This window comes from Flavobacterium sp. CS20 (assembly GCF_018080005.1).
Taxonomy (GTDB): domain Bacteria; phylum Bacteroidota; class Bacteroidia; order Flavobacteriales; family Flavobacteriaceae; genus Psychroflexus.
On sequence record NZ_CP073015.1, the window covers coordinates 1,586,947 to 1,608,430 of the forward strand.

25 protein-coding genes and 1 pseudogene are annotated in these 21,484 nt (G+C 33.5%); 25 read left to right on the forward strand and 1 reads right to left on the reverse strand.

Annotated elements, in window-relative coordinates; all coding sequences use genetic code 11:
• Positions 1–18: 18 nt before the first annotated feature.
• The 17 genes and pseudogenes from IGB25_RS07475 (at position 19) to IGB25_RS07545 (ending at position 12,399) form a co-directional block, all read left to right on the forward strand.
• Positions 19–828 (forward strand): LLM class flavin-dependent oxidoreductase, encoded by an 810-nt coding sequence (locus IGB25_RS07475; protein WP_371815874.1) that lies wholly within the window; start codon positions 19–21, stop codon positions 826–828.
• Positions 829–857: 29 nt separating this feature from the next.
• On the forward strand, positions 858–998 hold the full coding sequence (locus tag IGB25_RS15545; protein WP_371815875.1) for a hypothetical protein: 141 nt from the start codon (positions 858–860) through the stop codon (positions 996–998).
• A gap of 16 nt (positions 999–1,014) precedes the next feature.
• Positions 1,015–1,401 carry an HpaII family restriction endonuclease gene (locus IGB25_RS07480; protein ID WP_256437270.1) on the forward strand — a complete coding sequence of 129 codons (387 nt, stop codon included), beginning with the start codon at positions 1,015–1,017 and terminating at the stop codon, positions 1,399–1,401.
• A 59-nt stretch (positions 1,402–1,460) separates the two neighbouring features.
• Complete coding sequence (tnpB, locus tag IGB25_RS07485) at positions 1,461–1,811, forward strand: IS66 family insertion sequence element accessory protein TnpB (protein ID WP_211064476.1); 351 nt, start codon at positions 1,461–1,463, stop codon at positions 1,809–1,811.
• Between the two features lie 41 nt (positions 1,812–1,852).
• A complete protein-coding gene (locus IGB25_RS14880; protein ID WP_247653445.1) occupies positions 1,853–2,221 on the forward strand; it encodes a transposase in 369 nt (122 codons plus the stop codon).
• 184 nt (positions 2,222–2,405) lie between these two features.
• Positions 2,406–3,335: an IS66 family transposase gene (locus tag IGB25_RS14885; protein ID WP_247653729.1), complete on the forward strand. Its 930-nt coding sequence runs from the start codon at positions 2,406–2,408 to the stop codon at positions 3,333–3,335.
• A gap of 128 nt (positions 3,336–3,463) precedes the next feature.
• Complete coding sequence (locus IGB25_RS07495; RefSeq protein ID WP_211064477.1) at positions 3,464–4,324, forward strand: ABC transporter permease subunit; 861 nt, start codon at positions 3,464–3,466, stop codon at positions 4,322–4,324.
• Positions 4,325–5,086 carry an ABC transporter permease gene (locus tag IGB25_RS07500; RefSeq protein WP_211064478.1) on the forward strand — a complete coding sequence of 254 codons (762 nt, stop codon included), beginning with the start codon at positions 4,325–4,327 and terminating at the stop codon, positions 5,084–5,086.
• Positions 5,083–5,822 (forward strand): annotated as a pseudogene (locus tag IGB25_RS07505) (ABC transporter ATP-binding protein). The gene IGB25_RS07500 and the pseudogene IGB25_RS07505 overlap by 4 nt, the downstream one beginning before the upstream one ends.
• On the forward strand, positions 5,812–6,774 hold the full coding sequence (locus tag IGB25_RS07510; protein ID WP_211064479.1) for a radical SAM protein: 963 nt from the start codon (positions 5,812–5,814) through the stop codon (positions 6,772–6,774). Before IGB25_RS07505 ends, IGB25_RS07510 begins: the two are co-directional and overlap by 11 nt.
• A complete protein-coding gene (locus IGB25_RS07515) occupies positions 6,758–7,255 on the forward strand; it encodes a rhodanese-like domain-containing protein (RefSeq protein ID WP_211064480.1) in 498 nt (165 codons plus the stop codon). Before IGB25_RS07510 ends, IGB25_RS07515 begins: the two co-directional genes overlap by 17 nt.
• Positions 7,256–7,452: 197 nt before the next feature.
• Positions 7,453–8,052, forward strand: coding sequence for a TIGR04282 family arsenosugar biosynthesis glycosyltransferase (locus IGB25_RS07520; protein ID WP_247653446.1), 600 nt, complete (start codon positions 7,453–7,455; stop codon positions 8,050–8,052).
• Positions 8,049–8,858 carry a purine-nucleoside phosphorylase gene (locus tag IGB25_RS07525; RefSeq protein ID WP_211064482.1) on the forward strand — a complete coding sequence of 270 codons (810 nt, stop codon included), beginning with the start codon at positions 8,049–8,051 and terminating at the stop codon, positions 8,856–8,858. Before IGB25_RS07520 ends, IGB25_RS07525 begins: the two co-directional genes overlap by 4 nt.
• Before the next feature lie 120 nt (positions 8,859–8,978).
• The gene (radC, locus tag IGB25_RS07530; protein ID WP_211064483.1) at positions 8,979–9,677 is read left to right on the forward strand and encodes a DNA repair protein RadC; all 699 of its coding nucleotides are present in this window, start codon (positions 8,979–8,981) and stop codon (positions 9,675–9,677) included.
• A gap of 3 nt (positions 9,678–9,680) precedes the next feature.
• Positions 9,681–10,949 (forward strand): carbohydrate esterase, encoded by a 1,269-nt coding sequence (locus IGB25_RS07535; protein ID WP_211064484.1) that lies wholly within the window; start codon positions 9,681–9,683, stop codon positions 10,947–10,949.
• Positions 10,943–11,623 carry a YjjG family noncanonical pyrimidine nucleotidase gene (locus tag IGB25_RS07540; RefSeq protein ID WP_211064485.1) on the forward strand — a complete coding sequence of 227 codons (681 nt, stop codon included), beginning with the start codon at positions 10,943–10,945 and terminating at the stop codon, positions 11,621–11,623. The genes IGB25_RS07535 and IGB25_RS07540 overlap by 7 nt, the downstream gene beginning before the upstream one ends.
• Positions 11,624–11,637: 14 nt before the next feature.
• Positions 11,638–12,399, forward strand: a complete 762-nt coding sequence (locus tag IGB25_RS07545; RefSeq protein WP_211064486.1) for a hypothetical protein — start codon at positions 11,638–11,640, stop codon at positions 12,397–12,399.
• 13 nt (positions 12,400–12,412) lie between these two features.
• Here the strand turns inward: IGB25_RS07545 and IGB25_RS07550 are convergent, their stop codons facing one another.
• A complete protein-coding gene (locus IGB25_RS07550; protein ID WP_211064487.1) occupies positions 12,413–13,693 on the reverse strand; it encodes a replication-associated recombination protein A in 1,281 nt (426 codons plus the stop codon).
• Positions 13,694–13,780: 87 nt separating this feature from the next.
• Here IGB25_RS07550 and IGB25_RS07555 point away from each other — a divergent pair, with 87 nt between their 5' ends.
• The 8 genes from IGB25_RS07555 to IGB25_RS07590 all read left to right on the forward strand — a co-directional run bounded on the left by IGB25_RS07555 (position 13,781) and on the right by IGB25_RS07590 (position 21,234).
• Positions 13,781–14,518 (forward strand): rhomboid family intramembrane serine protease, encoded by a 738-nt coding sequence (locus IGB25_RS07555; RefSeq protein WP_211064488.1) that lies wholly within the window; start codon positions 13,781–13,783, stop codon positions 14,516–14,518.
• Between the two features lie 391 nt (positions 14,519–14,909).
• Positions 14,910–15,341 (forward strand): Rrf2 family transcriptional regulator, encoded by a 432-nt coding sequence (locus IGB25_RS07560; RefSeq protein ID WP_211064489.1) that lies wholly within the window; start codon positions 14,910–14,912, stop codon positions 15,339–15,341.
• Positions 15,342–15,395: 54 nt separating this feature from the next.
• Positions 15,396–15,695, forward strand: coding sequence for a hypothetical protein (locus tag IGB25_RS07565; protein ID WP_211064490.1), 300 nt, complete (start codon positions 15,396–15,398; stop codon positions 15,693–15,695).
• Between the two features lie 72 nt (positions 15,696–15,767).
• The gene (locus IGB25_RS07570) at positions 15,768–17,402 is read left to right on the forward strand and encodes a hypothetical protein (protein ID WP_211064491.1); all 1,635 of its coding nucleotides are present in this window, start codon (positions 15,768–15,770) and stop codon (positions 17,400–17,402) included.
• Between the two features lie 6 nt (positions 17,403–17,408).
• The gene (gene nadA / locus IGB25_RS07575) at positions 17,409–18,332 is read left to right on the forward strand and encodes a quinolinate synthase NadA (RefSeq protein ID WP_211064492.1); all 924 of its coding nucleotides are present in this window, start codon (positions 17,409–17,411) and stop codon (positions 18,330–18,332) included.
• Positions 18,325–18,762, forward strand: a complete 438-nt coding sequence (locus IGB25_RS07580; protein WP_211064493.1) for an FAD-binding protein — start codon at positions 18,325–18,327, stop codon at positions 18,760–18,762. The genes nadA and IGB25_RS07580 overlap by 8 nt, the downstream gene beginning before the upstream one ends.
• A gap of 86 nt (positions 18,763–18,848) precedes the next feature.
• The gene (locus IGB25_RS07585) at positions 18,849–20,048 is read left to right on the forward strand and encodes an IS4 family transposase (protein ID WP_211064494.1); all 1,200 of its coding nucleotides are present in this window, start codon (positions 18,849–18,851) and stop codon (positions 20,046–20,048) included.
• Between the two features lie 34 nt (positions 20,049–20,082).
• A complete protein-coding gene (locus IGB25_RS07590; protein WP_211064495.1) occupies positions 20,083–21,234 on the forward strand; it encodes an FAD-binding protein in 1,152 nt (383 codons plus the stop codon).
• Positions 21,235–21,484: the final 250 nt, after the last annotated feature.

Here is a 21,484-nt window from a genome sequence, read left to right on the forward strand (position 1 = left end):
ATTAAAAAACAAATCACAATGGCTTCAAAAAATATTTCTACAATTCCCTTTTCGGTACTCGATTTGGCAATGGTAATTGAAAATAAATCTATTACACATACATTTAACAATAGTTCGGATCTTGCACAGCATGTTGAAAAATGGGGCTATAACAGATATTGGCTAGCCGAGCATCATAATATGGAAGGCATAGCGAGTTCGGCAACTGTTATACTTATCGGATATATAGCCTCTAAAACATCAACTTTACGCGTTGGTTCAGGTGGCATTATGTTACCAAATCATGCACCATTAATAGTAGCCGAACAATTTGGCACACTCGAAACACTTTATCCTCAACGTATTGATTTGGGTTTAGGTCGTGCACCTGGAACCGACCAACTAACAGCTTACGCATTGCGTCGTGATCAAAAAGCGGCTATGAAATTTTCTGAAAACATTAAAGAACTTCAACTCTATTTATCAGCAAGCAACAAAACAGGACAAGTAAGAGCTATTCCTGGCGAAGGATTAGATATTCCAATTTGGATTCTTGGCTCAAGTACCGATAGTGCTTATTTAGTCGCTTCACTGGGTTTGCCTTATGCCTTTGCCAGCCACTTTGCTCCCGCACAACTACATCAGGCATTAGCAATATACCATCAAAATTTTCGTCCTTCCATGCAACAAAAAAAACCTTATGCTATGGCATGTGTAAACGCTATTCTGCTAATACAGATGAAGAAGCAGAAGAACTTGCCACTTCTTTCAAGAAACTGTTTCTGGGTATTATTACAGGTAAGCGCGAAAAACTACAAGCTCCAACTGAATTATCAAAATTTTATATAGACCCTCTCAAAGAACAAGCTTTACAACAAATGATAAAATATTCATTTGTGGGAAATTCTGAAACAGTAAAAAATAAAATGCAACAATTTTTAAATGAAACACTTGTTGACGAACTCATGATTACGAGTGCTATTTACGACCATCTGCACGACTACATTCTTATGAAATAATCAGCAAATTTAAAAGCTGAATTCAAGTGAGTTTTCGCATTTGACCGATTTAGTAACCAAAACTGCAAATAAAAATCCATTAAACTTCGACATTAAAAACGAACATAAGTTTTACGAATACAAAATAAAACGCTTCCTGACTGATGTTGCACTTGGAATGATGCCATCACAAGTTTGGACAGGACAATATGATGCAACAGGTGGATATTTAATTGTCAAAGAAAATGGAGATGTTTTGTGTTATCATATTTATAACAGAAACGAATTTGAGAATTACTTGCTAAATAATACAAAACTCGACACTGCAAGTTCTTCTCGACACGGATTTGGAAAAATTTATAAAGAAAACAGAGAGCTATTTTTTAAACTGAATTTACTAATTAGGTTGTATCCCACCGACTAACTACATATTTGACACATAATAATTTGAGCATAGATTTGATGTCTTAAAAAACATCAACTATGTTAACATTACATGACACACTCAAATTTGAGTTATACTTAGAACCAACCGACATGCGAAAGAGTTTTGACAGCCTATCAGGTATTGTAAAAACAGAACTTAAAGCAAACCCAACTAGTGGAACAGCTTATTTGTTTGTCAACAAGCTACGCAATAAGATAAAGATTTTGCACTGGCGTACTGGTGGCTTTATATTGTATTACAAACGACTTGAAAAAGGAACTTTTACACTTCCTGATTATGAAAAATCTGTGCGAAGTATCATTTTAGATTATGCTCAATTAGTCTTACTTTTTGATGGCATAACCATAGGAAATTTAACACAAAAAGAACAACAAAAAGCTGTATAAAGCTTTGTCATTACTGATATTTTACGTATTTTTATATCGTGATGACGTATCAAGAATTACTCAAAAAAAACGAAGAAAACAGCATTTTTATAAAAAATCTAAAAGCAAAAAATGCATCACTACAAGCTCAATTAGATCAGCTTGTAAAACTCATTAACGGCTTCAAGTCTGAACGCTTTGTTTCTAATGAAGTATCTAATGAGCAATTCAATCTGTTTTCAGATACCAACCAAGAGATAGAAGCGTCAGAAGAAGAACCATCGCAGACTATAACTTACAATCGTAAGAAGAAAAAACACCATGGGCGTAATAAACTACCTGAACATCTACCAGTAAAAGAAGTTATCATTGAGCCAAAAGAAGATACAGAAGATTTGGTGAAATTGGAGAAGAAGTTTCAGAAACCTTAGAATATACCCCAGCAAGCTTAATAAAAAGACGCACGATACGACCAAAATGCGCCAATAAAAGTAAGGACAAAATAATCATAGGTGAGTTACCTACTCGTCCTATCCCAAAATCAATAGTTGAAGCTTCCTGTTAGCCTATATATTAACGGCTAAATTTGTTGACCATTTACCTTTATACAGACAAATTCGACGTTTCAAAAGAGAATTTGGTTGGGAAGTAGCTCAAAGCACAATGTGCGATTGGGTTGATAGCTGTTGTCAACTATTAGATCCGCTATACAATACCTTAAAACAAAAAATATTAGAATCCGATTACATACAAGCAGATGAATCCCCGATTAAAGTATTAGACAAAGACAAAAAAGGAAGCACCCACCAAGGTTACCAATGGGTATATCGCAACCCCTTGCAAGGTCTTGTATTATTCAATTATCACAAAGGACGTGGGCAACACGGTTATAAAGAGATATTACTCAATTACCAAGGCTATTTGCAATGCGATGGCTACCAAGTATATGATAAAATTGGGCAACAACAAGGTATTACATTAGTAGGATGTTTGGCACATGCTCGAAGAAAATTCTTTGATGCAAAAGACAATGACTCAACTATAGTAAATAAAATTCTTGAACAAATTCAAAAAATATATCTCGAAGAAAGAGAAATAAAAAAAATAGCAAAAGAAGACTTAGCACTCAAGCAAAAGTTACGAGAAGAAAAAATAGCTCCAAAACTTGAGCAAATAAAAACTTGGATAGAAGCACAAAGCATAAAGGTATTACCTAAAAGTGCAGTAGGTAAAGCTATGAGTTATTACCTCAATCAATATCCAAAAATAAAAGCCATTACATTAGATCCGAGATTAGAGTTAGACAATAATCTAATTGAAAACGCCATACGTCCGCTTGCACTAGGAAGAAAAAATTATCTTTTTGCTGGATCACATAAGGGAGCTCAGAACATTGCTATAATGTACTCTTTATTTGCCAGTTGTAAAATCAATAATGTAAACCCACAAGAATGGTTGAAAGACGTACTTGAAAAAATACCAGATTATAATATTCAAAAACTTGAAGAATTACTCCCTAATAATTGGATACAAAATCATAAATAACATGTAGTTGCTCGTGGGGATACATTAGGTTTATAAAATAGGTAAAAGTAAAAACTAATTAGAGTTGAGCTCAACCCCAAATATATGATTCGATTGGCTAAAGATTTTAGAACAAAAATTATTAATCCGTGAAGTTGAAGGTTTATCCTATTTTTATTAAGCTATTGTTTTGGCTACTGATTGTACTATTTGTGCTTGCAGGGTTGGGCTATGCGTTAAGTTATAGTTTGGGTTTAATAGGTTTATTGTCCAAAGGTTTCACATTTGAATATTGGCAAAAGGCTTTGACATCGCAAAGTTTATGGGCGAGTTTTTTATACAGTTTAAGCATTGGTTTTGTCAGTGTTTTTATCAGTTTGTGTTTTGCGGTGAGTATGGCCTTAAGTTGGAATAAAAGTATTCAAAAGGGTCGGTTAAGCTATTTTATCTTTTTGCCTTTGTGTTTTCCAGCAACGGTGATGGCGTTTGTGGTTTTACAATGGCTTTCGCCATCGGGTTGGTTTTCTCGAATGGCTTTTGAATTGGGATTTATCAATAGTCTAAATGCTTTTCCAAATCTGGTCAGAGATTTTTATGGCATCGGAATTATTGTATGTAGCGTGCTGTTGATTACGCCGTTTTTTACCATTTTGATGTCTAATATTTATAGAAATGAAAACCTTTTACATTTAGAAAATTTATCTAAAACATTCGGGGCATCAACGGCTAAAACCCTGAAACGAGTAACGCTTCCGATTTTATTTCAAAAATCAAAAATGACCTTATTATTGTTTGTCATATTTGTGATGGGCTCATATGAAGTGCCACTGATTTTGGGTCGGCAATATCCGCAAATGGTTTCGGTTGCGATTGTGCAAAAAATCCAAAAATTTAATTTGAATGATATTCCTTTAGGGTTTGCTATGAGCGTGTTGTATGTCATCTTGGTCGTTTTGATTTTAATGTTGCTTGGAAAACCATCGCGTAAATATTTAAAACCCAATTTTTAAATGATGAACAAAGTCTTGAAATACATTTATGTTTTGACCGTGGTATTTCCATTGGCATTTTTGTTGGGCTTATCTTTAGCACAGCACTGGCAATTTCCAGAGATTTTACCACAAAAATGGACACTTCAACATTGGGAAAATGGTCTCTTTCAACAAGGTGATATTTTGAAAAGTTTATTGTTGTCACTTGGTTTATCTTTGACATTGGCGAGTTTGGTCAGCATATTAGCTTTTTTTATATCTAAATACATCGCCTACAGTAAATATCGACAAATTTATATGCGATTAACGCTTGTGCCTTACATTTTATCGCCCGTAGTGTTGGCGGTGATATTTCAATATTATTTTACGGTAGCCAATTTGTCTGGCAATTTTATCGGGGTATTGATTGCTCAACTCTTTTTTGCTTTGCCTTTTGGGATTGTCATTTTCAATAATTTTTGGAACGACAAATTAAAATCTATTGAACAACTCTCATTAGCCCTTGGTGCAAGCTCACGACAAAGTTTAATGAAAGTTATTTTGCCTTTATCTAAACCCGTTATTGTGTTATGTTTTTTTCAATCCTTTTTAGTCTCTTGGTTTGAATACGGGCTTACGCAATTTATAGGTTTAGGCAAAGTCAAAACCCTAACGGTGATGGTGTTTAATTTTATCAATGAAGCCAATCTATTTTATGCCGCTTTGGCTTGTGTTTTGCTCGTCTTACCTCCTATTGTGCTGTTGTATATGAATAAAAAAGTTCTAATTTTAGCCCGATGAGTCAATCTTTTCTCCGCATACAACAACTCGATAAACGTTTTGGTCAAGACCAGATTTTGCAAAATATCAATCTTGAGTTAAACGAAGGACAAACCTTAAGCCTTATTGGAGCTTCAGGCAGTGGTAAAACCACTTTGTTGAAAATTATAGCTGGACTTGAAAAATTGAATCAAGGGGAAATTTACCTACGGCAAAAACGTATTGATGCACTTTCGCCACAACGACGAAAAATTATTTATTTATATCAAGATGCTTTGTTGTTTCCGCACTTATCGGCTTTTGAAAATATTGCTTTTGGATTAAAATTACAAAAAGCAAAAAACATTACAGCACAAGTCAATGCTATGCTTGAAAAACTCGGTATGCAAGACCAAAGTACAAAATGCCCAACCAACTCTCAGGCGGACAAAAACAACGCATAGCTTTTGGTAGAGCTTTGGTGATTCAACCGCAATTGCTTTTACTTGACGAACCATTTGGTGCTTTAGACCCTGAAATTCGGACACATATGCAAAAACTTTTCAAAAGCTTGGTGTCGTCTCAAAATCTATCTGCTATTTTTGTGACTCACGATTTAAAAGAAGCCATTATCATTGGTGACGAAATTGCTAAAATTGAGCAAGGAAACTTGATACAATACGACTCCAAAAAAGCTTTTTATCAAGATGAAAAAAGCGGCGTAAACGACGAAATTTTATTTTGGAAACACTTGAAAAACGAAACGAATGAAGACTGATTTTGACCATATTGAATCCCTGTATTGGGTGTTTACTCAACTCTGCAACGACGATTGTGACCATTGCTACAACGACTCGAGTCCGTTTGGTGCACGTATATCTCAAGACGATTGCTTTAAAATCATAGACCATATGCCGAGCAAGATTAATCGGTTAATTTTAAGCGGTGGTGAGCCAATGGCAGATATCAAATTGTTACACGCCATTCTAAACAAAATACAGGACAAATACCAGGGTAAAACCCAAATTATGTTGCAGACCAACGGCGATTTGCTGAACACCAAAAAACTTCAAGTGCTTATTGACAAAGGTGTTACACGCTTTGACATTGCCAGTATAGACCGCTATCATAAACATGCTGGCAATCGCTTGATGGAGTTGGCAGAGATTTTTGAAAGTTGTGGCGTGAATGGCGAAGACAAAGATCCATTAGTTGACAGCGAAAATTATTTAACTGAAAAAGATTTGAGTTGGGGCTATTGGGGTGCCAACGAAGAGATGTGGATTGGTGGCAATTGGGCACGTGGAAAAGCTTTAAAAAATGATATCCATTATAAAAATCCCGATCATAATTTCTGCACGATTTTATCAGGTGCAAGAAATTTTCTGGGCGGTTACGATGATATTCCCAATGAAATCAGCATCCAATTGTGGCAGATCAATCCGTGTTGTCCTGGCACACATTTCCCTATGGGCGACGCCCGAAAAGAAAAGGTTTCAGACGTGCTTAAGCGTGCATCACAAAATATTGTATTTAAAGCTTTAAATGATGGCGAACCTTTAAAAATGGGAAAATCACTTGGCGTAAGCGAAGACGAAGCCAAAGCCAAAAACGACGAATTAGGCAATATCTGTTTGTATTGCGACCATTTTATGAAATGCCATAAAGACGAAATTTTTGATAAAAATGGTGTAAAACCAAATATTGATACCGATGTGTTATCCTCTTAAATATCTAAGTTTATTTATAATTGGTCTAAGTGGGTTTGCTCAAAACAGCATTGATGACGCTATTCAAAAATACAATTCGGGTAGTGTAAGCTATATTGAAGTTGAAACCTTAAAAACAAAACTCGACGCTGGAGAAAATATAATCTTATTAGACACGAGAACCAAAGCCGAATACGAAGTGAGTCATTTAAAAAATGCCATTTGGGTAGGTTATGATAATTTTGAAAAAAAGAACGTAAAACACCTTGACAAAAACACAAAAATAATCGTCTATTGCTCAATTGGCGTGCGTTCAGAGCAAATCGGCGAACGTTTGAAAGCAATGGATTTCAATAACATTCGGAATTTACACGGTGGAATTTTCGAATGGGTAAATCGCGGTTATCCGATTTATAAAAACAACCAGCAAACTCAAAACGTGCATCCTTTTGATGAATTTTGGAGTAAATTTTTGGAACGCGGTAATAAAGTTTTAGAATAAAATCAAGCTCAATCATATCGTCTTTGCGCCTTAGCGACTTTGCGTGATATTTTTAAATATAGATATTGTTTAATGAAAAACTACTTAATCATCTTTATTTTAAACCATTAAACCATTAAGGCATTAAGAACATTAAGAACAAATAATCCTTAATGCAACTTAACTTCTTAATGGTTAAATTTAAAACGTCAAAAAAAATGAAAAACTGCTTAATCATCTTTACGAGAAAACCCGAAAAAGGAAAAGTCAAAACCCGATTAGCACAAGGTGTTGGCGATGATAAAGCTTTAAAGATCTATAAGTTTTTATTGCAACACACGGCAAAAGTAACGGCAAAAGTCAAAGCACATAAACAAGTTTATTACACCGAAGCTATTGCTAAAAATGACGTTTGGGATGATAATATTTTTGAAAAAAAAGTTCAAATAGATGGCGATTTGGGCGAGAAAATGCAACACGCCATTGAGCAAGCCTTTCAAGATGGATTTGAAAAAGTAATCATCATAGGTTCAGATTTGTATGATATCGACCACAATCTGATAGACAACGCATTTGCTGAACTCAGCCAGAATGATATTGTGATTGGTCCAGCTACTGACGGCGGATACTATCTTTTGGGAACTAAATCAATTTTTTCTGAAATTTTTAAAAACAAACCTTGGGGAACTGATGAAGTTTTAAACCTTACCCTAAAGAATTTAAAATCAAAACAAGTAGCTTTGTTAGAAGCAAAAAATGATATAGATTATAAAGAAGATTTAGATAACTTCCCAGAATTAAAAACATTATTAAAATGAAATACCTAAAAGAAACCACAAAATACCTCAAAGAAAAAGGCTTTAAAAATCCTGAAATTGGCATTATACTTGGCACGGGATTAGGTCAACTATTGGACCAAGTTAAGATTATTCACGAAGTGAGTTATAACCATATACCGCATTTCCCAACGGCAACAGTTGAATTTCATAAAGGCAAGCTCATATATGGTAAAATTGAGGGTAAAACCGCCGTGATAATGCAAGGACGATTTCACTTGTATGAAGGTTATGATTTGCTTGATGTGACTTTCCCTGTTAGAATAATGAAGCACCTTGGTGTTCAAAAGTTACTTGTGTCTAATGCCGCTGGTGCCATCAATCCCAACTTCCAAAAAGGCGACTTAATGCTGATTGACGACCATATCAATTTACTTGGTGGCTCGCCATTAGCCTACAAAGGCGTTTCTAAACTTGGTAATATTTTTGTAGATATGAGTCGTCCGTATGATAAAAGTATGAGTCAAAATTTGATTAAAATTGCACAAGATCAAAACATCAATTTACATCAAGGCGTTTACGCTTCAGTTTTAGAAGCACAACTTGAAACGCGAGCTGAATATCGTTATCTAAAAACCATTGGTGCCGATGCGGTTGGAATGAGCACCGTGCCAGAAGTGATTGTCGCTAATCATTTACAACTGCCTGTTGTTGCCGTTTCAGTATTAACAGACGAATGCGACCCCGACAACTTAGAACCCGTAAATGTTGAAGATATTTTAGAAACCGCAAAAATCGCCGAACCTAAAATGGTGAAACTGTTTTGTGAGTTGTTGAAGTTTATATAAAAATAATTCCGTATAGAACTAACAATAACAACTCAATTATATTTATAAGATTTTATCAAATCAAAATTTAAAAAAAATTAACCAAACAATTAGAAAAAATAAATTTTGTATTTTTAGAACATGGTTAGCCAATCAAAGCGTTTTACAATAAAGTCATGGTCAGAAAGCGACAGACCCCGAGAAAAACTGCTTCATAAAGGGAAGTCTGCTTTGAGCGATGCCGAACTGCTGGCGATTATTATTGGGTCTGGCAATAGGTCTGAAAGTGCGGTAGAACTGTGTAAACGTCTCTTAAAAGATAAAGACCATCAATTGAGGTTGTTGAGCAAAATGAGTGTAGAAGAGCTACAAGATTATAAAGGTATTGGCGAAGCTAAAGCCATAAGTATTGTTGCGACTTTAGAACTTGGTAAACGGCATGGTAATGCAGATTTGCCTATCTTCCCGAAAATTTCATCAAGTTATGATGGCTATAAGGTTATGAAATCAATTATTGCCGACTTAGAGCACGAAGAGTTTTGGGTCTTGTTGTTAGACAATTCTAATAAAGTCATTAACAAACAGCAAATAAGTAAAGGTGGTATTACTAGCACTACAGTCGATATAAGATTAATCTTTAAAAAAGCACTGTCTTGTGGAGCCGTAGCTTTAATTCTAGCTCATAACCATCCGTCAGGCACTTTAAAACCAAGTCGGTTGGATATCAAATTAACTGAAAAAATTAAAAAAGCGACAATGTTGATGGATTTCAAACTTTTGGATCATATCATTGTGACAGACAAATCTTATTATAGCTTTGCTGATCAACAGTTGCTCTAACTTATGGAAATATTAATATACGTACCAGAAATTACACCTCGCATAAATTACACATTTAGGCAGGTCTGTAAACGTATTTTGGGATTTAAAATCAACTTTACAACAAAAATAGAAACTTTTATAGCTTATAAAGGAGCAAAATTTTCTTATGCCAATCAAAGATTAGGTAACGAGGTTTTTATTCAAGCCTGTGGTCTGCTTCAAGAACAAGGTGTTAATGATTTAGAAATCAACGTATCTATTTGGCAAGGTGAACCTTATTTTTTTAAAACTTCTTTACAAAGTGATATTCCTTATGATATTTTTCTTTGCAGCTTCTTTCTATTAACACGTTATGAAGAGTATTTACCGCATGTCAAAAATCGCATAGGAGACTTTCCCGCACAAGAAAGTCTCGCTTATAAAAATGGCTTTCTACAAAAACCGATCGTTAATATTTGGATAGACGTGTTTTCAAAAATTTTACAAAACAAGTTTAAAGACATTAATTTAAATTCAAACTCATCTCAAGTCAATATAATTGTTGCCGTAGAAAAAGCTTTTAAATACAGAAAATATGGAATTTCAAGAAGCATTGCTGGCTTTGTTGGTGACACTATTCAATTAAAATTTAGTGATGTCTATTCAAGAATAAAAACTTGGTTTTATTCAAATAATGACCCTTTTGATGTTTATGATGAACTCATTAGATTTAAAAATGATTATAATGTTGATATGAAGTTTATGTTTTTACTAGGCGATTATAGCATAAACACAAAAAATATCAACCATAGAAAAAAAATATATCAAAAACTTATAAAGTCTATGGGAGATTATTGTGAAATTGGTTTAATGCCAAGTCATGAAGCAATACATGAGTTTGATATTTTAAATAAAGAAATTGACCGTTTTGAGAAAATATCTAATCGTGAGTTAGAAAGCATTATGATAAAAGATTATGAATTAAATTTCCCTGATTTCTATATAAGTTTAGACAAAACAAATATCAAAAAAGATTTCTCGATGGGATATTCTGACCATATTGGTTATAGAGCAGGCACATCTCATTCTTTTTTGTTTTACGACTTAAACTTAGAACAGGCTTCACCGATTGAAATACACCCATTTTTTGCAAGCAGTCAAGCACTTAAAAATACAGACATCGAAAAGTTTTATTCTATAAAAAATGAACTGAATTGTTCATATAATTTACTGATTAGCAATGAAGATTTTTCAAATACTGAATTTAAACAAAAAATTTACCAAATCACAAAACACCTCAAGACATGCTAGCACAGCAACCAAGTGATATTTTTTTTGATTTGGATCACACTTTATGGGATTTTGAAAAAAATTCAGAAATCACTTTCAATTTAATTTTTGAAAAGCATAATCTCAACATCAATTTAAATTCGTTTTTGCGTTTGTACAAACCTGTGAATATGAAATATTGGGATTTGTATCGCAAAAATCAAATTGACTCTGAAAGTTTGAGATACTACAGACTCAAAGAAGTCTTTGATGCTTTAAATATTGAAAGTGATAAAAAACTCATCGACTTAGTTGCCGAAGAATATATCAACAATTTATCCGATCAAACCAATCTCTTTCCCGATGCAGAACAGATCTTAAATTATTTAGCAACCAAATATAGATTACATATCATTACCAATGGCTTTGAAAAAGTTCAACACAAAAAAATAAAGTCTTCAAAAATTGATCATTTTTTTGAAACGGTAACCACAGCTGAAGGTTCAGGCTACAAAAAACCTGATAAACGCATATTTGAACACGCTTTAAGAAAAGCAAAAACACATCAAAGCAAAAGTCTTATGATTGGAGACAGTTTAGAAGCCGATATCCAAGGTGCTAAAGATTTCGGAATACCAGCGATTTATTTTGGCAAAAAACCTAATTTTGACATCGATTATGTTGAGCGGTTAATAGATTTAAAAAACGTATTATAAATTATTTAATTAGTATGAAAAAGATTTTAGTTTTAATTTTAGTCCTATTTTGTTTTAAAACATTTAGCCAAACCCCTGAAAAAAAATACCAATACATCATTGTGCCGGTTCAATATGGCTTTTTAGATGAAGTAAATGAATATCAACTCAATGTCTTGACTAGGTTAAGGTTGAAAGAAGTTGGTTTTGAAGTGTATATGAATGAAGGCGAAGAAAAACCACAAAAAATTAAACTTAATAGATGCCTTGCTTTAAATGCAAATGTCAAGGAAGACAAAGGTATATTTACAACAACATTAATTTTTGAACTTAAAGATTGCTTTGGAAAGCTGGTTTATCAAAGTGAAGGCACAAGCCGATTAAAACCCTTTAAAGAAGCCTACCAACAAGCCCTTAATAGAGCTTTAGAAAAATTTCAAGTAGATTCATCTTTATTTCTAAAAACTTCAAATGAAAAACAAGTGTCTAATATTTCTGAGATAAATTCTGATAACAAAGAAACTAAAGAAAAAATACCTTTTGAAGAACGTGCCAATGCCTATCAACTGTATGGTCAAACCTATTGGTCGCTCCAAAAAGATGATAACTACACCATTTTTACCGACAAAGGTAAAACTATTTTTGCCAATTTAGAATATGCTGGTCAAGGAAGCTATAGTTTTGACTCTGCTGATATTGATGGTCTCGCTTTTTTTGACGCTAATGGAAATTTAATTGTTGAATATCTTGCAAAGGAAGAAGATACAGTTCAAAAATTAGAGTTTAAAAAGCAATAAATACCCTAATATTTCAAAACTCATATTTATCTTTCCAGCGTCGTTTTAGAAAATCCTTAAAATGTTTTTCTTTCGGATTGTTTGACGTTTGGTATAAACTTTCAGAAGATATTTCATCTGGCATAAAATTATGATATGCAAAGTTTCCATCATAATCGTGTGCGTATGGATAAGCTTTGCCGTAATCTAAATCTTTCATCAATTTTGTCGGTGCATTTCTTAATGACAATGGTACATCTAAATCTCCTGTCTGTTTAACTAAATCTTGAGCTTTATTGATAGCCATATAAGCTGAATTACTTTTGGGTGAAGCGACGAGATAAATCACGCATTGACTTAAAATAATCCTAGCTTCTGGCATACCTATAATATTTATAGCCTGAAAAGTATTATTAGCTATCACCAATGCTGTGGGATTTGCCAGACCAATATCTTCAGATGCCAAAATAATGAGTCGTCGGGCAATGAACTTGATGTCTTCACCACCTTCAAGCATTCTGGCTAACCAATAAACCCCAGCATTAGGGTCGCTACCTCTAATAGATTTAATGAACGCTGAAATAATGTCATAATGTTGTTCGCCTGATTTGTCGTATTTTAAAGGTTTTTCTTGAACAATTTTATAAACACTTTTATCGTCAATAATAATTTTATGCTTTGGATTTTGTTGGCTAATCACCAATTCTAAAATATTGAGCAATTTTCTAGCATCACCACCGCTTAATCTAAACAAAGCTTGATTTTCTTTAATTTGGATATCTAAAGTCTTTAAAACCTCATCTTCAGAAAGTGCTTTATCAAGGAGTGTTTTGAGTTCATTTTTACCAAATGATTTTAAGGTATAAATTTGACATCTCGACAATAGAGCTGAAATCACTTCAAAACTGGGATTTTCTGTGGTTGCTCCTATTAACGTTATCCAAGCTTTTTCAACGGCTTCGAGCAATGAATCTTGTTGAGATTTGCTAAAGCGGTGAATTTCGTCAATAAATAAAATCGGTGAGTTTTGACTGAACATCCCTTGAGATTGTTTTGCTTTTTCAATCACAGCACGAATATCTTTTACACCACTATTAATGGCACTTAATTTATAAAATGGTCTGTTGATTTCATTAGCAATAATTTGTGCTAAAGTCGTTTTACCGATACCAGGTGATTCCCAAAAAATAAGCGATGGCAAGCTTTGTTGTGCTACAATTTTTGAAATTAAACCATTATCGCCTACCAAATGGTCTTGCCCAATGTAGTCTGAAAGTTTTTTAGGTCGAAGTCTTTCTGCCAAAGGTGTGTTCATAACTACAAATTTACAATTTTAGTGACATTATTACAGAAATTGTGGACTTGGAAATGAAATTGATATATTTATGTCATCAATCATTTTATGTCAAAATCTTTTAAATATACTCACGATGTTTTGATTTATCCATTAGGATTAGTCCTTTTGATATGGATAGTTTATTGGATTGAGATTAAGTATAATTTAAATTTTACTACCTACGGCATTTATCCTCAGAAAATTGAAGGCTTAAAAGGAATTATATTTTCTACATTTATCCATAGTAGTCTAAAACATTTGTTTAATAATTCTGTGCCTCTTTTGTTATTAAGTATGACTTTGTTTTACTTTTATAGAAAAATTAGTAAACCAGTTATTTTGTGGGGTATTTTTATCACAGGCTTATTAACTTGGCTCATTGGCAGACCGAGTTATCATATTGGTGCCAGTGGATTGGTTTATGTTTTGGCTTCTTTTTTGTTCTTCAAGGGTATTTTTTCAAAATACTATAGGTTGGTTGCCTTATCATTAAGTGTTGTCTTTATTTATGGTAGTTTGGTTTGGGGCTTATTTCCAGGAAAAGTAGGCATGTCTTGGGAAGGGCATTTATCAGGATTTGTCGTCGGGTTAGGTTTAGCTTTTGTATATAAAACCAATAATTTAGTGAAACCAAAATATGAATGGGAAAAGCAAGATTACAATGCTGAAGAAGACGAGTTTATGCAACTTTTTGATGATGAAGGAAACTTTAATCCTGATAAAAATAATGATGATCAGGATAAAAAAGATGATGAAATAAATGTGATATACCACATTAAAAAAAACAAGGATGGAATTGAATAATTTTTACCTTACCAATTCATACAAAAATAAACCAGTAGCCACGGCAACATTAAGCGATTGTGTTTTTACTTTCATTGGGATATATCAAGTATGTTCAAGCATATTTATAATGCTGTGGTGTATTCCAAAACCTTCGCTCCCCATATCCAAAGCTACTGACTTTATGATAAAGATTGATTTTGATTAATTTACACCAATTTGAATGAATAATATCATTAAAGATAAAAGGTATAACATCGACGAATATTTCAAGAATCCTTTACATACAGAAAACTTTTAAAATAACATTTGGCGTTTTAAAGGTGCTTTGTTCATAGGATTGTTAATAATTGTATTACGGATATCATTGTCCTTTTATAAACTTGTTTATATTTGTTGTAAAATTGAACCGATGTTTTCAAAAAGCTGTGAATACGCTATCAAAATAATGACTTTTATTGCCTTTAAACAAGCAAAATCTAAAGAACTTATCGGTTTAGATTCCATTAGCGAAGCCATTGATTCACCTAAAGCTTTTACTGCTAAAATATTACAACAGTTGACAAAAGCAGGTTTATTAAAAAGTGTACGGGGACGAACTGGTGGGTTTTATTTAGACAAAAATCGAGATGTTTTCATTGGTGATATAGTTAGAGCAATTGATGGTTCTAAAATTTTAGAAGGCTGTTTATTAGGTTTTGGCGAATGTCAAGATGAAAACCCTTGCGTGCTTCATCATCAAATCAAAAAAGAAAGAAAATCTCTGAAAAACAGATTAAATTCGACTGACATTTATACTGTAGCCAAACGTGTAAACACTAAAAAAGCATATTTTAAAGAATAATTTTTTTAACTCATATAAAGATATTGATATCCTTTTATCCTAAATTTAAAAACTATGAAACTCAACTTCAAACTCAACCAAGATTTTATTGAAAAATACAAAAGCAAAAAGCCTGATTTTGGTTTTAATGGTTTAGGGCAACTCACCTACCACCGCACCTATTCGCGTTTAAAAGAAAATGGAGAAAACGAAAAATGGTTTGAAACGATTAGACGGGTTGTAGAAGGTTGTTATAGCTTGCAAAAAGAACACATTTTAAAAAATGAATTGGGTTGGAACGACACCAAAGCTCAACGTTCGGCTCAAGAAATGTACGACCGTATGTTTAGGATGAAATTTTTGCCACCTTACTGAATGTTGTGGGCTCTCGGAACCCCTATTATTCACGAAAAAAAAGTCGGACAAGCTTTGTTTAACTGTGCATTTGTGTCAACTAAAGATATGGGAAATAGCATTGTAGATGCGGTTAAACCCTTTACATTTATGATGGATATGAGTATGGTTGGTGTTGGTGTGGGTTTTGATGTTTTGGGTAAAAATAAAGTAGTTATCCACCAACCCCAAAAACAAGCAGAAACTTATGTGATTCCCGATACGCGTGAAGGCTGGGTTAAAAGTTTAGAATTGTTATTGGCTTCTTATTTTGGACAACATTTCAATAAACAACCTACACATCACATTGAATTTGATTATTCTCAAATCAGAAAAGCTGGTGAGCCTATAAAAGGTTTTGGTGGTATTTCATCTGGACCTCAACCGCTTGAACGACTGCACAATCAAATCAGGGAAACTTTAAATCAACTGGATCACCACAAAATCAGCATTACAGCCATAACTGACATTATGAATATGATTGGTCAATGTGTTGTAGCAGGTAATGTGAGACGAACCGCACAAATCGCTTTAGGCGATGCCGACAATACCGAATATCGCAAACTCAAAGATTACCGATGGGACAACGACAAACAAACTTATGTTGGCGAAAATGCTCATCGTGCGGCATACGGATGGGCATCCAACAACAGCGTTTTTGTAAATAATCACACTGATTTTGAAGATGTGGCAAAACAAACGGCTATTAATGGCGAACCTGGTTATATCTTTATGGATAATATCCGCTCGCATTCACGAATGTGTGATCCCGCAGACCATAAAGATCATAAAGCTGTTGGCACCAATCCTTGTGGAGAACAATCTTTAGAAAGCTATGAGTTGTGCTGTTTGGTAGAAACTTTTCCGTCTCGAGCAGAGAGTAAAGAAGATTATTTAAGAACTCTCAAATTTGCCTATCTCGTTGGCAAAACCGCAACATTGGTCAATACCACTTGGCACGAAACCAATCGGGTTCAAAAACGCAACCGTCGTATTGGGACTTCAGTAACGGGAGTGACTAATTTTATAGAAAAACATTCCTTAGAAATTTTTAGAGATTGGTTAGAAACAGGTTATAACGAAATCCAAAGTTGGGATGAAATTTATTCCTCTTGGTTGTGTGTGCCTAAAAGCATTAAAACAACAAGTGTAAAACCCTCTGGAACGGTAAGCCTTTTGGCTGGTGTAAATCCAGGTTGTCATTATCCAGAATTTAAATATTACATCCGAAGAATTAGAATTGCTAAAAACTCAAAACTTATACCTCAGCTCAACGATGCAGGTTTGCATATTGAAGATGATGTTATGGATACGAGTTCTGCGGTAGTCTCTTTTCCTATTCACAATGAAGGAAAATGCCTAAACGAAATTAGCATATGGGAACAAGTGAGTTTAGCCTCATTTTTACAACGCTTTTGGTCTGACAATCAAGTGTCTTGCACCGTTACCTTTAAACCAGAAGAAGCCGATCAAATTCAACCGATTTTAGAATTTTTTAAATATTCACTTAAATCGATTAGCTTTTTGCCTAAATTAGAAATGGGTGCTTACGCTCAAATGCCTTATGAAGCCATTTCAAAAGAAAAATATACTGAAATGAAATCGAAGATGAAAACCGATTTTAGCATTCAATCTTTTGAAGATGGTATAGGAGAGAAATTTTGCAATAATGATAAATGTTTAATATAATGAATTATGAATATTCCAACTGAAATACAAAATTTAAAATCCAAGAAAAATGCAGTCATTTTGGCACATTATTATCAAAATGAATCTATACAAGATATTGCTGATTATATAGGTGATAGCCTTGAGCTTGCAAAAAAGGCTCAAGAAACTTCAGCAGAAATTATTGTTTTTGCTGGGGTTCATTTTATGGCTGAAACCGCTAAAATTTTAAATCCTCAAAAAAAAGTTTTATTGCCTGACCTAAATGCTGGTTGTTCATTAGCAGATTCTTGTTTAACCAAAGATTTTAAGAAATTTATAGAAGCACATCCTGACCATAAAGTTGTGACTTACATCAACTGTAGTGCTGAAATAAAAGCGATGAGTGACTATGTATGTACATCTTCTAATGCCATTGATGTCATCAAAAGTTTGCCAAAACAAGACAAAATTATATTTGCCCCAGACAAAAATTTAGGTGACTATTTAATAAAAGAAACGGGGAGGAAGATGTTACTATGGAATGGCACTTGTGTGGTTCACGAAGCTTTTTGTTATGATAAAATTTTAGATTTAACGATTGAATATCCTGATGCCCAAATAATAGCTCATCCTGAGAGCAAAACAGAAATTCTGAAAATTGCACATTTTATAGGCTCGACCTCTAAACTGTTGAAGTATGTCAAAGAAGATTCTCACAAAGTATTCATTGTAGGCACTGAAGCTGGTATTCTACACCAAATGCAAAAAGAAGTGCCTGATAAAAAATTGATTCCAGCCCCTATTCAAGAAGATAATACCTGTGCTTGTAGTGAATGTGCTTTTATGAAAGTCAATACTTTAGAAAAACTCTATCTGTGTTTAAAAAATGAAACTCCTGAAATTAATTTAGATGCTACTATCGCTCAAAAAGCTTTGACACCTCTAAAAAAAATGTTGAGTTATGCTTGAGAAAAACACTGACATAATAGTTATTGGAGCTGGTATTGGTGGTTTGAGCTTTGCATTATATCTGAACAATTTAAGCCCTGATCTCAATATAAAAATACTCGCTAAAAGTGAAATTAATACCTGCAATACTCGTCTGGCTCAAGGTGGTATTGCTTCGGTGAAATTTAATACTAAAGATAGTTTTGAATCTCATATCAACGATACTTATTTAGCTGGTCATAAAAAAGGAAACTATGAAGTGATAGAAAAGGTGATAAAAGACGCTCCAAATCGCATTCAAGATTTATTGAATTGGGGATTGAAATTTGATAAAAATGGAAATCGATTTGATTTACACAAAGAAGGTGGACATCAGTATCATAGAATTTTACATACCAAAGATCAAACAGGCAAAAGTCTGCATCAATGTCTTTTAGAAAAAATTCATTAGTGTCCGATAAAATATTTTAAAGTGGGATTTCCAATACAGGATTTCCCACTTTTTTATATCTTCATCTTTCGCAAAAAAAAAGAGATATGAACAAAAGTAAAAATTTCAGCGGTCAACCCATTATCAAACAGGTTTTAAATTTTATTTTACCCAACGATGTTTATCGGACAGCCGAAAAGCATAACAGCGACAGATACACTAAAAAGTTCACTACTTATGAGCATTTAGTTACTATGATTTTCACTGTCATTAGTGGTTGTAGCTCGCTTCGTGAAGTATCGAGTATTATGCTTGCTTGTGAAGGAAAAATCAACCATTTGGGGCTAAAAGATTTCCCAAAGCGAAGCACATTATCTGACGCCAACAGGAGAAGAAGCTCATCAGTATTTGCTGATATTTACCATTTACTCTATAAACGTTACCACCGATTTTTGTCGGACAGCAGAACTTATGAACCAGCTGTAAAAGACCTTAAAATTGTTGATTCATCAACTATAACACTCTTTAGTGACATTCTTAAAGGTGTAGGTAGAAACTCACTCAACGGCAAAAAGAAAGGTGGTATCAAGATGCACACTATGATAAATGCTATGGAAGATGTGCCCTGTCTGATAAAGTTCTCAAATGCCGCAACCCATGACCATACCTTTTTAAAGGATCTTGAACTCAAGAAAGGTTCTTATGTCGTCTTTGATAAAGGTTATGTGGATTATAAACAATACCAAAAATGGACCTTAGAGAATATTTACTTTGTGACCAGACAAAAAGACAATGCCCGTTATACAAGCCTTGAAGAGTTTGATATTCCCGACACGGTAGATGATGCTGTCCTAAAGGACGAAAAAATAGAACTCAAAGACAATGACGGTAAGCCATTTTACCTTAGAAGAATAGCTTTTTGGTACGATAAACACCAAAAAGTTTATGAGTTCATTACCAACAATTATGAACTTCAGGCAGATAAAATTGCCGAGATCTACAAGAACAGGTGGCAAATCGAGACTATGTTCAAACGCCTTAAACAAAACTTCCCGCTAAAGTATTTTCTTGGAGATAATCAAAATGCCATCGAGATACAGATATGGGTCAGCTTAATCATACAACTAATAATGCTTGTCATTCAGAGAAAAGCAGAAAGAAAATGGGCATATTCTAATATGATGTCCGTGATACGATATCATTTAATGACCTATATTGATTTGTTCAAATTCCTTAAAAATCCAGAAGCAAAATGGGAAGATATTACAACAAAAAATATAGGTCAATTAAGCCTTTTTGACCCATAAGGAGGTTCTATTTTTAAAATACTAAAGCTACACAGTGAAATTAGGCGATACAAAAGATTTTTTTAGTAATTTAGATTTTTATCGGACAACAATGGAAAAAATTAAAAAAATTCCATCAATACAAATATTAGAATACCACCAAGTTGAAAATATTGTAAAAACTGATAATGGCTTTAAACTCAAAGTGGCTAATTTAAATTCAAAACAATATTATCAATATTCTGCAAATCATGTTGTTATTGCAACAGGTGGCTGTGGTCAACTTTTTCCTCAAACAACAAATAGTTTAGGAAGTATTGGAGAAGGTATATATTTTGCTCATCAATTAGGATTAAAAATTAAAGATTTTGAGAAAATTCAATTTCATCCTACTTCTTTTAATGGCATCAACATCAATCCTAGTTTTTTAATTTCAGAAGTCGCCAGGGGTTTAGGTGCTCATTTGATAAACGAAAACCATCAACGTTTTGTTTTTAAATATGATACAAGAGGTGAATTAGCCCCAAGAGATATTGTTTCTAACGCCATTTGGAAAGAAATATCACATCAGAATAACGAAAATATATATTTAGATTTTACACATTTAAACTGTGAAACCATTCCCGAAGCACTTCCTTATATTTATAAAACCTGCAAATCTTATGGCTATGATTTATGCACGGATCATGTCCCTATAAAACCAGCTGCACATTACCAATGCGGAGGAATACAAGTCAACTTGAATGGAGAATCTTCAGAAAAAGGTGTTTTTGCGATTGGTGAATGTGCTTATACTGGATTACATGGCGATAACCGATTAGCCTCAAATTCCCTTTTAGAATCCTTGTATTTTGCTAATTCAGCGTCGAAAACTATTGCCAAAAGAAAAAGATTTAATAGAGGTAAATCATATGTTTCTTTAGTTTCAGACACTCCTTTTTCAGTTTTGTCTGTAACTCAAAAGGAATATTTAAGTCAATGTAAAGAAACGGCAAAACAATTACTAAGCTTAGCTTTTGAAAATAATAACTTCAAAAAATATGTTCACAAAACTGATGTCTTAATTAAAAAATTCAACGCAACAACAACATCATTAAAATCACACCCTGAAGTTTTTGAAACCAAAGTTATTTTAAAAAATGTTCAATATTTACTTCAAAAAAAGATGAAACAAAAATCATTAGGTAATAAAAAAATAATCACTTAAATCAAACCCTACCGCTCTTGCCTTGCCATATATATTTTCATAAAAATATGTGACGCCATATTACGGGCGTTATTTTTGGACCGATCGGATTTTTCGCCGGTAAAATTTTCATTCACTGTTTCAAATCATAAGTCAATCAACTTTTTTATGATACACTTTGGGTAAATTAAACAAATCCATTATATAATGATAACCAGGAGCTTGCAGAAAAGGCTCAAGAAACTTCAACAGAAATTACTGTTTTTGCTGG

Excerpts from the sequence above, each read along its gene's own strand:
- IGB25_RS07475 (WP_371815874.1), top strand. The coding sequence starts at position 19 with ATGGCTTCAAAAAATATTTCTACAATTCCCTTTTCGGTACTCGATTTG.
- IGB25_RS15545 (WP_371815875.1), top strand. The coding sequence starts at position 858 with ATGATAAAATATTCATTTGTGGGAAATTCTGAAACAGTAAAAAATAAA.
- tnpB (WP_211064476.1), top strand. The coding sequence starts at position 1,461 with ATGTTAACATTACATGACACACTCAAATTTGAGTTATACTTAGAACCA.
- IGB25_RS14880 (WP_247653445.1), top strand. The coding sequence starts at position 1,853 with ATGACGTATCAAGAATTACTCAAAAAAAACGAAGAAAACAGCATTTTT.
- IGB25_RS07500 (WP_211064478.1), top strand. The coding sequence starts at position 4,325 with ATGATGAACAAAGTCTTGAAATACATTTATGTTTTGACCGTGGTATTT.
- IGB25_RS07510 (WP_211064479.1), top strand. The coding sequence starts at position 5,812 with ATGAAGACTGATTTTGACCATATTGAATCCCTGTATTGGGTGTTTACT.
- IGB25_RS07515 (WP_211064480.1), top strand. The coding sequence starts at position 6,758 with ATGTGTTATCCTCTTAAATATCTAAGTTTATTTATAATTGGTCTAAGT.
- IGB25_RS07520 (WP_247653446.1), top strand. The coding sequence starts at position 7,453 with ATGAAAAACTGCTTAATCATCTTTACGAGAAAACCCGAAAAAGGAAAA.
- IGB25_RS07525 (WP_211064482.1), top strand. The coding sequence starts at position 8,049 with ATGAAATACCTAAAAGAAACCACAAAATACCTCAAAGAAAAAGGCTTT.
- radC (WP_211064483.1), top strand. The coding sequence starts at position 8,979 with ATGGTTAGCCAATCAAAGCGTTTTACAATAAAGTCATGGTCAGAAAGC.
- IGB25_RS07535 (WP_211064484.1), top strand. The coding sequence starts at position 9,681 with ATGGAAATATTAATATACGTACCAGAAATTACACCTCGCATAAATTAC.
- IGB25_RS07540 (WP_211064485.1), top strand. The coding sequence starts at position 10,943 with ATGCTAGCACAGCAACCAAGTGATATTTTTTTTGATTTGGATCACACT.
- IGB25_RS07545 (WP_211064486.1), top strand. The coding sequence starts at position 11,638 with ATGAAAAAGATTTTAGTTTTAATTTTAGTCCTATTTTGTTTTAAAACA.
- IGB25_RS07550 (WP_211064487.1), bottom strand. The coding sequence starts at position 13,693 with ATGAACACACCTTTGGCAGAAAGACTTCGACCTAAAAAACTTTCAGAC.
- IGB25_RS07555 (WP_211064488.1), top strand. The coding sequence starts at position 13,781 with ATGTCAAAATCTTTTAAATATACTCACGATGTTTTGATTTATCCATTA.
- IGB25_RS07560 (WP_211064489.1), top strand. The coding sequence starts at position 14,910 with ATGTTTTCAAAAAGCTGTGAATACGCTATCAAAATAATGACTTTTATT.
- IGB25_RS07565 (WP_211064490.1), top strand. The coding sequence starts at position 15,396 with ATGAAACTCAACTTCAAACTCAACCAAGATTTTATTGAAAAATACAAA.
- nadA (WP_211064492.1), top strand. The coding sequence starts at position 17,409 with ATGAATATTCCAACTGAAATACAAAATTTAAAATCCAAGAAAAATGCA.
- IGB25_RS07580 (WP_211064493.1), top strand. The coding sequence starts at position 18,325 with ATGCTTGAGAAAAACACTGACATAATAGTTATTGGAGCTGGTATTGGT.
- IGB25_RS07585 (WP_211064494.1), top strand. The coding sequence starts at position 18,849 with ATGAACAAAAGTAAAAATTTCAGCGGTCAACCCATTATCAAACAGGTT.